The sequence below is a fragment of the Niastella yeongjuensis genome (assembly GCF_900110245.1).
GTDB lineage: Bacteria > Bacteroidota > Bacteroidia > Chitinophagales > Chitinophagaceae > Niastella > Niastella yeongjuensis.
The window spans coordinates 372,510-385,499 of the sequence record NZ_FOCZ01000003.1 but is presented as its reverse complement, the minus strand read 5'-3'; the positions used below and the strand labels follow the sequence as shown (position 1 = coordinate 385,499).

Sequence of the window (12,990 nt, the reverse complement as noted above, 5' to 3'; positions counted from 1 at the left end):
ATGGCCAGAAAAGTTGCCATTTGTTCCTGCAACGTAAATGATTTTCACTCCCCTGTAGGTGTGGGGAAACTGGAGCTGTATAATCGCTATGCTGAGTTATGGTCCGTTATTGAAAATACGGTAGCCGTAAATTACCGGCATTTCGTCGCGCAACCGAAACCAGGAATGAATGGAATTATTACGTGGTATAGTGTACCCTTTCAGGAAACGCCCCGGCATATTTATGAACTCTCTGGTTTTGACAGAAAAAAATATGACGCCATTTTAACGGCAACACTTGATCATTACAATACAATCATCAATGCCCTCCAGCAGGAAAATAAAACGGAAGAACACGAATACCTGGAGAAGGCATTAAAGTTCATTGACGAAAATTTTATCTATTGTTTTGATGGAAAGGTGGTGCTTGGGATCTGGGGCATGAAAGCAAAAGGTGATAAAAACAGGATCAGTGGTGAATATACCAAAGACCTTTACCTTGTTAAACCAAGAATAGAAATAATATTCAATGCAGGCAATCAGGGAACTATCAATGGACACGAAACTATCCTCAAAGATAAAGACACCCACATTGGTAAAGACGAAATACCATTTGTAATACCCCTGGGCAATTTTGAATTTATTGGTTGGGATGAAGACCCGGAAGTGTATTTAGCCACTGAAACAAAAATCTTCACCGCCCAATACCGGGAAAAGGAAACTGATCTACCGGTTGATCCCCCATCACCCGATTTTTATGAGGCATCCTTTATAACAGGTGACAAGGGAGTAATAAAAGGAACAGCAGTGGTGAAGGTCAAAAGCGGAGAAGAGCTACCCATGTCGGGCATACCTGTCGCTGAAGCAATTTTGGGGTATATTTTTAAAGGCTGGCTACCAAACCCGCTCAACATCAAAATAACTGATGATATCGAATTCACAGCGCAATATGAACAGGTTCCCCAACAAGCTTCCCCAAGCGGTGAAACAGGTAAGAAGAAACCACCCCGGCGCGAACCCGGAAGATTGGGCTACATAGGTATTATGGGTTTGATAGTGATCTTAGTTTACCTGCTGACTATATTTTACAGGTATATCTATCCGATTCCAGCTGATAAGAATAGAGGGAAGGATACGCTTCCTACTACCATTCCTACCATTCCTACCATCCCTACTGGTCCTAATACTTCTACTACTACCCCTCCCCCCATCCGCAAAAACCTGCCCCCGGAGCCACGGGTTATTATTTCGTTAGACACCTTACACATTGGCATCGGATCCGATAAGGCTGTTAACATTGTGACTAACAGATTGAATTTACTCCTGGATGGAAATGCGTCCATCTATCAGTTTGCTATAGATTTTAAAAATGCTTATCCCCCCAATGAATACCAGATCATCTATTATGATCCCCAGATAAAGAGCCTGCAAATAGAGATCCCGGCTACCCAGCGGGACCTGGTAAAACAGGAGCTACCCAAAAAACTGAACAAGTACAGCGTGTTTATCTGGGACGAATCGCTGTTTGAAAACTTTTTCCAAATGAACGACCCTGCCTTACAAAACAAATCCCGGAGCTGGCATATAAACGCCTGCCAGGTACGGAACGGCTGGGACATAACATTAGGAAAGCGAGAGATTGTGACGGCCATTATTGATGAAGGGTTTAATCTCAATCACCCGGAGCTGGCAGGAAAAGTAGTGAAACCGTTTAACGTATGGAACAAAACAAACACCATCATTCCTTCTGCCTGGGACCATGGTACCAGGGTGGCCGGTGTAGCGCTGGCAAGGGGTAATAACGGAATAGGCATTTCCGGCATTGCGCCGAATTGCAGCTTTATGCCCGTTCAGGTGGCAGATTCCAAAGGCCTCATGACAATCACTTCCGTTGTAGAAGGGATTTTAACTGCGATATATAGCGGGGCAGATGTGATAAATATTTCCCTTGGTATGTCCTTTACCAAAAAACTGGTTAATTATTCCAGAGCAGCCCAACGGAATTTTATACAATACCATTTTAAGGAAGAAGAGCGGTTGTGGAAAGAAGTATTCAGGATTGCCGATGAACATAATACCGCTATAGTAATAGCCGCAGGTAATGGGAATATACTGGTAGGCGTAGATCCTTTACAGCGGTCATCACAGCCAATCATTGTAGCCGCTGTAAATAAATCAAAAAGACCATATTCCAAAACCCGGTTTTCAAATTTTGGCGAACGCTCAACGGTATCGGCGCCGGGTGTGAATATCTATACCACCTACGGGAAAAAAAGTTACAACTACCTAAGCGGCACCAGTGCAGCCACCGCCATTGTAACCGGCGCCGTAGCGCTTTTAAAAAGCGTAAACCGGAATCTGAGCGTAGCTGAGATCAAAAACATACTCACGTCAACAGGTTTGCGAGTATCAGGCGATGTAGGAAATATGGTCCAATTGGGAAAAGCATTAAAGAAAGCCGAACTGTCAGAATATCCGCAAAGCAACTTTTATAAGGTACAAAGCAACAAATCAGTGAACATAAATAAACGAACATGAACTTCAAAATATCTATTGGCACAGTAATCAGTCTTATAGCCTCCTTACTATTTGCCTCTGTCTGCTTTTTTAGCCTGTATTTTTTCACCTATGGCAACCTGCAAAAAAGCATATTATTAGCCTTATGCCTAAGTTTCATTCTTGTATGTTTTGTGCTGGTCTTAAAAGAGATAAAGGCGGTAAGAAGGAACTTTCTGCAAAACGCATTTCTGGAAATACTCATGCTTATTGTATTCCTAACGGCAGGCATTATATTCTTAATTCCTTTCTCTCATTACTTTACGGTCCTCAATAAAAAAGATCAGCTGAAAGGAAAGATCGAAACCGATTTGGATAATGTAGCAAACATGTTTACGAGGTATGAAGAGTTTGCAAAAGATAGAATGAATAAATATGAATACGAACTGAACGCAGCGATAGCAGGCAAGGATTTAAATTATAGCGTTTTTATTAATGAAGGATTCAAAAATAATGGTGAATCGTTAACCATACAGAAAAACCGGTTAATGACCATCTTCGAAGATGATTTGATGCCATCGAAATACGACTCCACAAAAAAATATGCTATAAATTTAATAAACCAGGATAAACAGCTGGCAACAAACTGGATCCTGCCCGTAAGGTTTTTAAACGTCATAAACAACGTTGAGAAAACAGCGAACGGTTGGCTGACAGAATTAAAGCGCTACGATAACTCAACTTCAAACGCGCAAAGTACCCCGTTTGATTATCCACTTACATTTGGCTCAATAAAAGGCGAGCTTACCCAGCGTGAATTCCCTGCCGTAACCGCCATCGTTATAGCCTCCTTATTATATCTTATTTTATTGATCCCCTACTTTGCCGCTGACCGGGACCCGAGAAACCCGGGAATAATAGACCTGTTATTCAGAAAAAAGACAGTCACAGAAGAGCGGGGAGCCATTTTATAAAAATTCATAATTACTAACAAATACATGTATGAAAGAATATATGAGTGAATCTGAAAAAAGGAATGTGATGGATAATATAGAAAATATTTCAGCAGAAGACCTCTATTTTAAATATATAAAACCAGGCCACATCCCATTCTCAAAAATAAAAGATACAGGCAGGCTGGAAGCCAGCAAACGAAGAAAAATTGAAGACCTGATTGCGCAGGATGAAGCCCGGGAAGAGGAATGCTGGGTGGAAACATTAAAACAGTCCACCATAGAAGCGTATGAAAAATATATTTTAGCTTATCCCACCGGAAAGCATATTCAGTTAGCAGAATTTGGAATTGAGACATTAAAGCAAAAAGAGGCCAATGAAAACAAATTTAAGAAAGACCTGCTCGACAAGCTAAAGGCAAACCTCAATGGTGATTTCACCCCGAAGATCATTAGCGAATACCTCACACAGGAGAAAATCACAAAAACCGATCTAATCAATTTAGGGGTTCCACTGGATGTGATTGAATCGCTGGCTTTCTTCAAAGAACCAACCCTTGAATTAGGAGAGATCCCTGAGTTCATTCCGGAAGGCTTTACAGAAGTTTATTTCTGGGGCATTCCGGGTTCAGGTAAAACCTGCGCCTTATCTGGCATTCTTAGCCATGCCGATAAATCAGCCGCGTTTGGCATTGGAAGCGGCCCCGGATATCACTATATGACCCACTTGAAGAATATCTTCAATACTAATATTGGGTTCCTGCCAGCAGCCACTGTTACAGAACTGACCCAGTGTTTACCATTTGAATTAACTGATGATCATGGGAAAAAGCACCCCATTGCGCTTATTGAATTGTCTGGCGAGATCTTTACCTGCTACTACAATGAAATGGCTAACAGAAAATTCACCAGCGATAAGCATAGAAAAACATTTACTACGGTAACCAATTTTCTAAATAGCAAAAACAGGAAGATCCATTTCTTCGTGTTCGACTTTGGAAAGAACCCCAAGGAAAAAGATGACAACGGGCTGTGCCAGGACGATTATTTAACTGCCGCACAGAAATATTTTAAGGATAATGATATTTTCAAAGAGCTTACGGATGCTATTTATGTGGTAGTAACCAAGATCGATCTGCTGGAAAAGAAAGGCGATGTAGCATTAGATCCTGCGCAACTTTATAAAGTCCGGCTTAATAAAGCAAAAGATTATTTAAATACCAACTATCCTTCGTTTGTAAACAGACTTAAAGATGTTTGCAGAGACTACAGGATCAATGACAACAGCGACTTATCTGTTTTACCATTTAGTTTAGGGGAAGTATACTTTAATAAAATATGCAGGTTCAATAATACCTCATCCGCAGAGATCGTATCGATACTGAAAAACAAAACCGGTATCCTTAGAGGAAAAAGTAAGCTTTGGGATTTCTTTAAACAATAACTATGTCAAACGCAGGAATAATAATACAGGGTACAAAAGATGGATTCAAGACATTGTACGTAAGCCCTCAGTTACCTGAAACAGATAAAATGTCCATCGGGTACGATATCCGCCTGTCTTCGCCTTCAGAAAACGCTATTAGCAAACAATGTTATGGCATTTCCTTTTCACCCGGTGGAAAAGTATATACCATATACCGGGCCATGTATGATGGTCCCCGGAATATGGCAGTTGGTTTTTTAGGCATTTCCCTGTTTATACCAGCTGGTCAAAAGCTGAGTGGTAAACAAATACAGGAATTGCTCAATGAATTGATGAAAACGTACCTGTCTTACACTATTGAAAATAAACTGGGTATTCAGCCTGAAGACTGGTCATTCATAGAAGTCACCTTACAGAAATATGTGTTCGAGAAGGAGCCAAATCCCACTACTTTTTCACAGGGTGAAAAAGATGCAGCCTATATATTTTACGCAGATACCGAACTACCTGTCTATTTTAAAGAAATTTACCAAAGCCAGTATAAAAATTACCGGCAAATATTGTTGGTTAATGAAAAGGAGCGACATGACAACAACATCCTGTCGGCTATAAAAGGAGCAGAGGACATTACCCATAAAGTTGATATAGAAAACCCAACTTATCAGCTTTGCATTCAGGATACAAAAACTATTACAATAAAGGTAGAAAATGAAGCCATTGAGGACAAGCAGGAAATAACAAGGGAAACGAAACTGCATGTAGAATATTCCAAACTATACCATATCCCCCAAACATATACTGGAACGTATGAAGAGCTTGTAAAAACGGATCCTTCCATATTTAAAGTTGATCATAGTGAGAGGAAATTTATTGTAAAAAGTCAGTCGCTTAAGATTAATAAAAAAGAGCTTGTCATCAATGTCACTGATGAGGATGGGGTTGTAAAAAGAGAAGATATAAGTATTACTTTCAACAAAAAAAATTCCGCGGAATCATTTTCCGTTCCGAACAGTACCATCATCTTTGATGGAGAAGGCATAACTCAAAGCTGGATAATTCATATTAATGGCAGGAAAAAATACGCATCAGCCTCAAGAGTAATTGTACCAGAGGATGAACTGTATGGCTCAGTTTTTTTTGAACTGAAAAAAAGGAAACGCAGGTTTCCTATACTTAAAAAACTTAACAGTCCTGGGTTTGTTTTACTTGGCATTTTAGCCCTCATAATGGGTTTAGTGGCGCTTGCAATAACGACATTAGATCCCCCTTATCGAAATGATCAATCAACTACAAAAGAGGAGGTGAATCAATCACCCACTCAATCCCAAACTACACATTCTTCATCTGCCACTTTTCCTGATCCCAATCTTAAAAGAGCTATCGAGTCTTATGTAAATGGTATGGATCTGTCTCTGAATAAATTAAATGATTACAGGGAACAGTTGGAAAATCATCCAGATAGTTCCTATAATGAAATTTATACCAGGTTGATAAATGCCATTAAATTAAGGAGTGCGATCAATAGCTGTACTGACAAAGAAGACATCCAAAACGCATATACTAATATTCCGGGGCTTTTAGATCCTCAAAACGATTTATTGACCCTGATACAAAATAATTTTGAAATATTTTCCAAAATCGACAATAGATCCGGCTTAGCGCTCTCTACCATTCAATATAAAATAAACGATATACGGGATAAAGAAGCAAAAAAAATAAAAGCGGATAAGTTAAGAAATGAAAGAATAGAACAGGGAAGACAGCTGGCAGAAGATGCAGTTAAAGCAACAAGACATGAATCTTTGGATAATAATCCTAAAAAACAGCCCAATATAAAACCGAAGGCTCCGCAAATATATTCACTCGAAGAGTTTGCCACCCTGATAAAAAGGATTGAAGTAAGAGATGATCTGGATAAACTCTTTGAAGAAGCTAAAATGTCGGATACGGAAAAAAACTACTACAATATAATAAAAGACAACTTCAGTAAATTTTTAAAAATAGCCGGCCGGGAAGATTTACCAACTACCCGGCTTTTTATCCGGATAGATTTACTTAAACATCAATTTTAGCAGCCATGAAAGTTATAAAAATAACCTTAGCAATTCTGGTAGTCTTGTGGCTGGGTATTATTACCTCCCAATTTCTTATTCCTGCTACCACTGATCCTATTTCCAACAATAGCCCGGATCTCGATTTAATAAAGGACACTATAAAAAAATCGACCATTGACAATATTCCGGAAAACAAACCGGCAGCAGATACTTTAATAACGCGTCCGCCTAAACATAAACCTAAAGCAATTCTTTCTCCTAAGCTTAAAACTCAACAAAAACTGGTTTATTCAAAATACACGCTTACTGATTTTGCAGCCAGGTTAAGACACATTGAAACCAGAAATGATCTGGATGAGTATTTTGAACTAGCCAGAATGACGGAAGTACAAAAAAAATATTACAATATAATAAAGGAAAACTTCGCTAAGTTTTTAAAAATAACCCACAGAAAAGAGATACCAGATAATTCGCTTTTCGTGCGGATAAATTTACTTCACTATTAATACTTGCAGACATGAAAGCCACAAAAATAACATTGGCAATTCTGGTGGTAGGGGTAGTAGGCTTCTGCCTGTTTCAATTTTTTAGAATAGGGCCTGGCAAAACAGATCCACAACCAGGAACGGGTCCCAATCCATTTGCGGAATGCACCAAACAAAAAATAGATCATTTAAAAACCGCTCCCGCTTCCTGCTTTTGTATAGATGAATATAATAACATAAAAAATGACATTACAGAATACACCAATGCTAATAAGATTGACGCAAATCTCAACAACAGCTTATCGCAACTATTGGAATTTGCCTATACCCCGGTATTTGTCAACCAATCTTATTTCGTCTTCAAAGGATCGGAATGGGAAAGAAGTAATATAAATATTATTCGTACTGAATTAAGCAGGTTGTATAGGTCAGCATTCATAAAAAACACAACAACGCTCAGTGGCATAAAAGATATCCTGGCCAAGTTTGACGAGATCAATACTTTTAATGTAGAAGCCAGTGGCTTTACCTGTAATGTCCCGATCACCGGGTATGCTCAACAATTTGATCTCGCCAGCGCAAAAAATTATATAACCAGGGCAGCCGGGTACCATGCCTTAAACCATTATGTAAATCACTGTAAATCGTTACAAAAACGCCTGGAAGCAGTACCAGGGCTAATGTACGATAAACACCTTACACATCTTAGGAAAAAAGTAGAGTACTGCATAGGAAAATATGAAACGCAGGTAGACATGCCAACTTATTACAACACCATATTCAGACCCATTTTTGATGAATTTGATGTTTTTGCCAAAAGCTACCACACCTACTCCGTTTCCGTTGAAAAGCCACTATTTGATCTGGAGACTCTAAAAGAAATGATGATTAAAGAAGATAAAGCCGCTGAACTTTATTTTAATAATAAGTCAAAAAATGAAAAAACTACTACTCCTTAATATTTTACTTTGGGCTCTACAACATACGATCTGCGGGCAAACACAGGCCGCGGACAAAACCCAGGAATGCTGGGAAAAATATGACCAGAAGACCCTGCAGCTGAATGCGCTTCAGCTAAGAAGCAAATTGATTACTGATTCTTTAAACACACTCATTGAAACTTTACGTACCAACACGGAACATTTGACAAAACGCATAAACAGACTAAGTGGAGATAGTGCTAAATACCAGCCTAAGATCAAAATAATAAATAACCTGGAAGAAAGAACGAAACACGCAGAAGAGCTTTCAGCAAATCTTATAAACGATACCACCGGCAATGGATTTAGAAAACTAAGTTTAATAAAAAAAACGGATAGTATAAACGCCCTGCTTGCCAAAGTAAATGATTTAACTAAAACCAGCACTGAGCTGGAGGGATTTAAATCTGCCAATAATAAACAGTTAGCAGACCTAAAAAGTTTTTATGACGTTTCCTTTGCAGACCTGCTAAAAATAACCTCGCTCGACCGGCTTAAAAACGATTCACAGGTTTTTACTACACTTGCAAAGGAAACTGACATTCCCCAAACATTAAATGATCTGTTGTTGTTCAAGCAGGCTGAATTACTTTTAAGTAATAAGCACAATAAGGCAACTATTGAATCGGCCATAAAAACCTTACAGCCCATTATAAACCGGGAAGGAACAAAACAACTGGTTAAATTATTGAATGACTATGAAAGTTTAACCAAAAATGTAATCAGTACCTTCAATCAAATCGAAAAAGGCAATGTACTAAAAGCTGGAAAAACGCCAGACCTCATCAATGGAAAAAAAGACAAAGTGTTACGGGCCATTGAAGATTGTGTTTACGATAACAACATCGATCTTACCAGGTATGTTTATTTAAACCAGGTTATAACAGCGGTAAAAAAGAAAAAAATGAAAGATGTCGATGATGATATTCAGGAAATAATACACCAATTGGAAACTGTAAATTAAAATTTGATACCAAACCCTGACCGGCATCAGCATTTGACAGATTTGGCTGATTAGATGATCATGATCCCGTTTAAATACGCGACCTTTACTACCAATCCTTCCACTACGACACAATAACGATTTCGCATACCCCAATTCATCATTCATTTATCACTTTTAAATGGGTCGTTATGTATTTACCTATAACAAAAAGAACGCGTATTGAAAAATTATTGCTGGCTGTACTGCTCATAAGCCTGCTTTTTAGTTGTCATAAAGTCGAAATTCCCAAGCCACCACTACCACAAGATGAAAGCGCTACTGTGGTGTATGACTGGTATAAATTTATAGCACTCGTTCAACGTCCGGCCAATCCACAGCCTGCAGTGATCCAGAATATGAGGAATTTTGGGTTTATAGGAGTAGGCCTATATGAAGCGGTTCGTAATGGAAACATAGGAGCTGAAAGCTTAGCAGGCAGCCTGTATCAAATGCCTGCCATGCCACAGACGGATACCTGGAGTCAATATCTTTGGAGCGAAAGTGCCAATGCAGCCCTGGCAAGCATGTTTAAATTGTTTCTGGTACTTACCGATGCGAATAAGGCAAGTATCGACTCCATGGAAATGGCCAATTACACCCGGTTCAGTGCAAGCACGCCAGAAGATGTATTGCAGCGTTCACAAGCTTTCGGGCGGTCCATAGCAACTGCTATTTACGACTGGTCTTTAACCGACGGGTTCAATCTTTCCAGTGTGGGGTATGTACCACCACCTGTTACCCCCGGTTCCTGGGTGCCTACCCCACTTGCCTATGCCAGTCCGGTAGGTCCTTTCTTAGCCGACTCAAGACCCTTCCTGGAATATAGCCTAACGGACCTTGCACCCCCATTGCCTTTTCCATTTTCAGAAGATACTTCTTCCCTGTTTTATAAAGCAGTTAAAGAAGTATATGATATTGGAATACATTTAACCGATGAACAAAAAGCAACAGCCAATTGGTGGGCCGATGCAGGTGGTCCCAACGTAGGCATACCGGCACCCCATCACGTTCTTTCCATCATTACCTGGGTACAGGAAGATCAACACGCCAATTTATGGAAGGCAGCAGAGGTGTATGCCAAAACAGGCATTGCATTAAAAGACGGCGGTATCAATACGTTCCGGTCTAAATATCATTACAACCTCATTAGACCCATTACTTATGTTCGGCGGAACATAGACACTGCGTGGCTATCTTATCTGCCTACGCCACCCTATCCTGAATATACATCAGGCCTGGTGGGCTTTTACGCGCCCTATATACAAGCATTAATAAGAGCGTATGGAGATATTCCTGTAAACGACAATGCATACAATTGGCGGGGATTACCAGCCCGGAAGTTCACCTCTCTGTCGGCATTGCTTAATGAGGCGGCAGTTTCAAGAATATATGGAGGTTTGCATTACCGGTTTACCCAGGAAATTTCAATACGTTTTGGCAAAGACCTGGGCAATGAAATAAGCAATATCAGACTGACCCCACTCAATCATTTACACCCGTAACATGGGTAGAAAACTAAAAAATAACCTACAGCGTCAATAAAACGAAGGCCGTTTCAGCAATATGAGACGGCCTTTTCTTTGCCCCAAATAGCTTTTTTGCCAGTTAGCCTAAATCATTTAAATTACATCCCCTTTTCGGAAAGATGCCAGAGTGGTTGAATGGGACGGTCTCGAAAACCGTTGTACGGGCAACTGTACCGAGGGTTCGAATCCCTCTCTTTCCGCTGTGATCAGTTAAATGAAATAAACTTTTTACAAAAAAGCCTGCAAAATCAAGTGTTTGCGGGCTTTTTTACTTTTTAGACATACCTGCTTTTACTGCACTTTATGGGCATAGTTCAGTGAGTAATTCGTGGAGTATTACTTCTTTTTATAAATACTCACTGAAACTTATATAAGACGCACTTTATTAACAATTTGCAAGAACCGAACTCTAATTTTCAACACCTTTTCGGAGGTAACTTTAAAACATTAAAAATGAGTTTATGGAAAAGAGTTTTGGTTTGCTATTTTATCTGAAAAAGCCAAAAGGTTACAAAGCAGGAGATCTTCCCATTTATGTGCGCGTTACTTGATATTTATATAGGAGTAGATGGCGCTCAATGGTTGACCAGCCGGAGGCAAAAGACGGATATCGCTGCCCGTATACCGTTATTAGCGCCAGCTATTACCATAATAAAGCGGTACGAAAACAGCTCCCAATGTGTTTTGGATGACCAGGTTTTACCTGTTATCAGTAATCAGAAAATGAATGCCTATTTGAAGGAAATCGCAGATGTATGTGGGATAAAAAAAGTGCTAACTTTTCACATGGCCAGACACACATTTGCTACTACAATAACCCTAAGTAATGGTGTTCCTATTGAAACAGTATCGAAGCTACTGGGCCATAAAAATTTGAGAACGACACAGCATTATGCAAAAATTTTGGATAAGAAGATCAGTGAGGACATGAAGGTTTTGAAGAGTAAGTTTAAATGAGGTAATTAGCCAATGATGACTAAAATCACCTTATTAGTTTTCCAGGTATTTATTAATTTCAACTGTTCATAATCATTCATATGGTCTTAAAAAGTCTTCCTTCAAGGTTCTTGTTTTTGGGCCAGGCTGAATTGTTGGATGATAATTTTCATATGCAAAGGAAAATAAATGCCAAAAATTCCCAATAAAGACATTCAATTCTACTCCTATGTTTTGGGGCTACAAAATTGATGCAAATTTTCATTAATCGTTCCAAGGTAATTGCAGATTCGAAAAAATATGCCGTAGGATAAAAGCTGTGTTTCATCCGAGAATCTCCTTCAAATTTGATTGAAGGTCAAGAAAAGCAGTCTTTGAAGTATAAAAAATATCATATCAATGAAACAGACAATTGTAAGCGATTTTTATGATCTTATGATTGACAGGAAAATGTTTTCCTGCAAAAAAAATCTTCAATTTAAACTTAACTCCCTTTTTGCCAATGTTAAGCTGGCAGAAAAGCGGGTGTTGGATGTGGGCGGAGGCAGTGGGCTACTGTCGTTTTATGCGGCGGCTAAAGGCGCCAAAAAGGTTATATGTCTTGAACCTGAGTTCGCCGGATCGACAAGTGGAATAATAAATAAATTTTATGATTTGCGTAAGAGTTTTCCGGCATCACTACCTGTTGAACTGAGAACTCTTACGTTACAGGAACATTTGGAAGAGGCGGCGGCTGAAATGTATGATGTAGTGATAATGCACAATTCAATCAACCATCTTAACGAAGAGGCAGCCATCCATTTACTAAAAAATGATAACTGTTACAAGGCCTATTTAACCATCTTTGAAAAAGTATTCAGGATAATGAAAAAAGGGGGTGTTTTAATTGTGACTGATTGTTCTTGTAAAAATTTCTTTAACGATATAGGTGTTAAAAATTTACTCGCACCCTCTTTAGAATGGCATAAACATCAGAAACCCGGCACCTGGATAAAATTATTTAAAGCAGCCGGTTTTAAAAATTCAACAGTAAAATGGCTGACTCCCAACCGCCTGGGCAAGCCCGGCATATTTCTATTGGGCAATTCCTTAATGGCTTACATGACAGCAAGTTATTTTAAAGTAACGATTGTTAAATAGATTGTTTTCATTTCCGATCTCTTTATTCGA

At 39.2% G+C, this 12,990-nt stretch carries 10 protein-coding genes and 1 tRNA gene; all 11 read left to right on the top strand.

Annotation, left to right across the window (positions count from 1 at the left end):
* The 11 genes from BMX95_RS10050 (at nucleotide 1) to BMX95_RS10000 (ending at nucleotide 12,960) form a co-directional block, all read left to right on the top strand.
* Nucleotides 1-2,517, top strand: coding sequence for a S8 family peptidase (locus BMX95_RS10050; RefSeq protein ID WP_081204317.1), 2,517 nt, complete (start codon nucleotides 1-3; stop codon nucleotides 2,515-2,517).
* Nucleotides 2,514-3,449, top strand: coding sequence for a hypothetical protein (locus BMX95_RS10045; RefSeq protein WP_081204316.1), 936 nt, complete (start codon nucleotides 2,514-2,516; stop codon nucleotides 3,447-3,449). The genes BMX95_RS10050 and BMX95_RS10045 overlap by 4 nt, the downstream gene beginning before the upstream one ends.
* Before the next feature lie 28 nt (nucleotides 3,450-3,477).
* Entirely contained in the window at nucleotides 3,478-4,872 is a 1,395-nt protein-coding gene (locus BMX95_RS10040) for a hypothetical protein (protein ID WP_081204314.1), read from the top strand.
* A gap of 2 nt (nucleotides 4,873-4,874) precedes the next feature.
* The gene (locus BMX95_RS10035; RefSeq protein WP_081204312.1) at nucleotides 4,875-6,926 is read left to right on the top strand and encodes a hypothetical protein; all 2,052 of its coding nucleotides are present in this window, start codon (nucleotides 4,875-4,877) and stop codon (nucleotides 6,924-6,926) included.
* A gap of 5 nt (nucleotides 6,927-6,931) precedes the next feature.
* The gene (locus BMX95_RS10030; RefSeq protein WP_081204310.1) at nucleotides 6,932-7,414 is read left to right on the top strand and encodes a hypothetical protein; all 483 of its coding nucleotides are present in this window, start codon (nucleotides 6,932-6,934) and stop codon (nucleotides 7,412-7,414) included.
* Between the two features lie 11 nt (nucleotides 7,415-7,425).
* Nucleotides 7,426-8,352, top strand: a complete 927-nt coding sequence (locus BMX95_RS34930; protein WP_081204308.1) for a hypothetical protein — start codon at nucleotides 7,426-7,428, stop codon at nucleotides 8,350-8,352.
* Nucleotides 8,330-9,337 carry a hypothetical protein gene (locus BMX95_RS10020; protein ID WP_081204306.1) on the top strand — a complete coding sequence of 336 codons (1,008 nt, stop codon included), beginning with the start codon at nucleotides 8,330-8,332 and terminating at the stop codon, nucleotides 9,335-9,337. Before BMX95_RS34930 ends, BMX95_RS10020 begins: the two co-directional genes overlap by 23 nt.
* A gap of 170 nt (nucleotides 9,338-9,507) precedes the next feature.
* Nucleotides 9,508-10,860: a vanadium-dependent haloperoxidase gene (locus BMX95_RS10015; protein ID WP_081204304.1), complete on the top strand. Its 1,353-nt coding sequence runs from the start codon at nucleotides 9,508-9,510 to the stop codon at nucleotides 10,858-10,860.
* A 137-nt stretch (nucleotides 10,861-10,997) separates the two neighbouring features.
* Nucleotides 10,998-11,084: transfer RNA gene (locus BMX95_RS10010), tRNA-Ser, on the top strand.
* 334 nt (nucleotides 11,085-11,418) lie between these two features.
* The gene (locus tag BMX95_RS10005; RefSeq protein WP_081204302.1) at nucleotides 11,419-11,841 is read left to right on the top strand and encodes a site-specific integrase; all 423 of its coding nucleotides are present in this window, start codon (nucleotides 11,419-11,421) and stop codon (nucleotides 11,839-11,841) included.
* Nucleotides 11,842-12,219: 378 nt separating this feature from the next.
* Nucleotides 12,220-12,960 (top strand): class I SAM-dependent methyltransferase, encoded by a 741-nt coding sequence (locus tag BMX95_RS10000; RefSeq protein ID WP_081204300.1) that lies wholly within the window; start codon nucleotides 12,220-12,222, stop codon nucleotides 12,958-12,960.
* Nucleotides 12,961-12,990 lie beyond the last annotated feature (30 nt).

What these genes read in the sequence shown, in the direction of transcription:
- BMX95_RS10020 (WP_081204306.1), top strand. Translation starts at nt 8,330, where the DNA reads ATGAAAAAACTACTACTCCTTAATATTTTACTTTGGGCTCTACAACAT.
- BMX95_RS10005 (WP_081204302.1), top strand. Translation starts at nt 11,419, where the DNA reads ATGTGCGCGTTACTTGATATTTATATAGGAGTAGATGGCGCTCAATGG.
- BMX95_RS10045 (WP_081204316.1), top strand. Translation starts at nt 2,514, where the DNA reads ATGAACTTCAAAATATCTATTGGCACAGTAATCAGTCTTATAGCCTCC.
- BMX95_RS10015 (WP_081204304.1), top strand. Translation starts at nt 9,508, where the DNA reads ATGTATTTACCTATAACAAAAAGAACGCGTATTGAAAAATTATTGCTG.
- BMX95_RS10040 (WP_081204314.1), top strand. Translation starts at nt 3,478, where the DNA reads ATGAAAGAATATATGAGTGAATCTGAAAAAAGGAATGTGATGGATAAT.
- BMX95_RS34930 (WP_081204308.1), top strand. Translation starts at nt 7,426, where the DNA reads ATGAAAGCCACAAAAATAACATTGGCAATTCTGGTGGTAGGGGTAGTA.
- BMX95_RS10030 (WP_081204310.1), top strand. Translation starts at nt 6,932, where the DNA reads ATGAAAGTTATAAAAATAACCTTAGCAATTCTGGTAGTCTTGTGGCTG.
- BMX95_RS10050 (WP_081204317.1), top strand. Translation starts at nt 1, where the DNA reads ATGGCCAGAAAAGTTGCCATTTGTTCCTGCAACGTAAATGATTTTCAC.
- BMX95_RS10000 (WP_081204300.1), top strand. Translation starts at nt 12,220, where the DNA reads ATGAAACAGACAATTGTAAGCGATTTTTATGATCTTATGATTGACAGG.
- BMX95_RS10035 (WP_081204312.1), top strand. Translation starts at nt 4,875, where the DNA reads ATGTCAAACGCAGGAATAATAATACAGGGTACAAAAGATGGATTCAAG.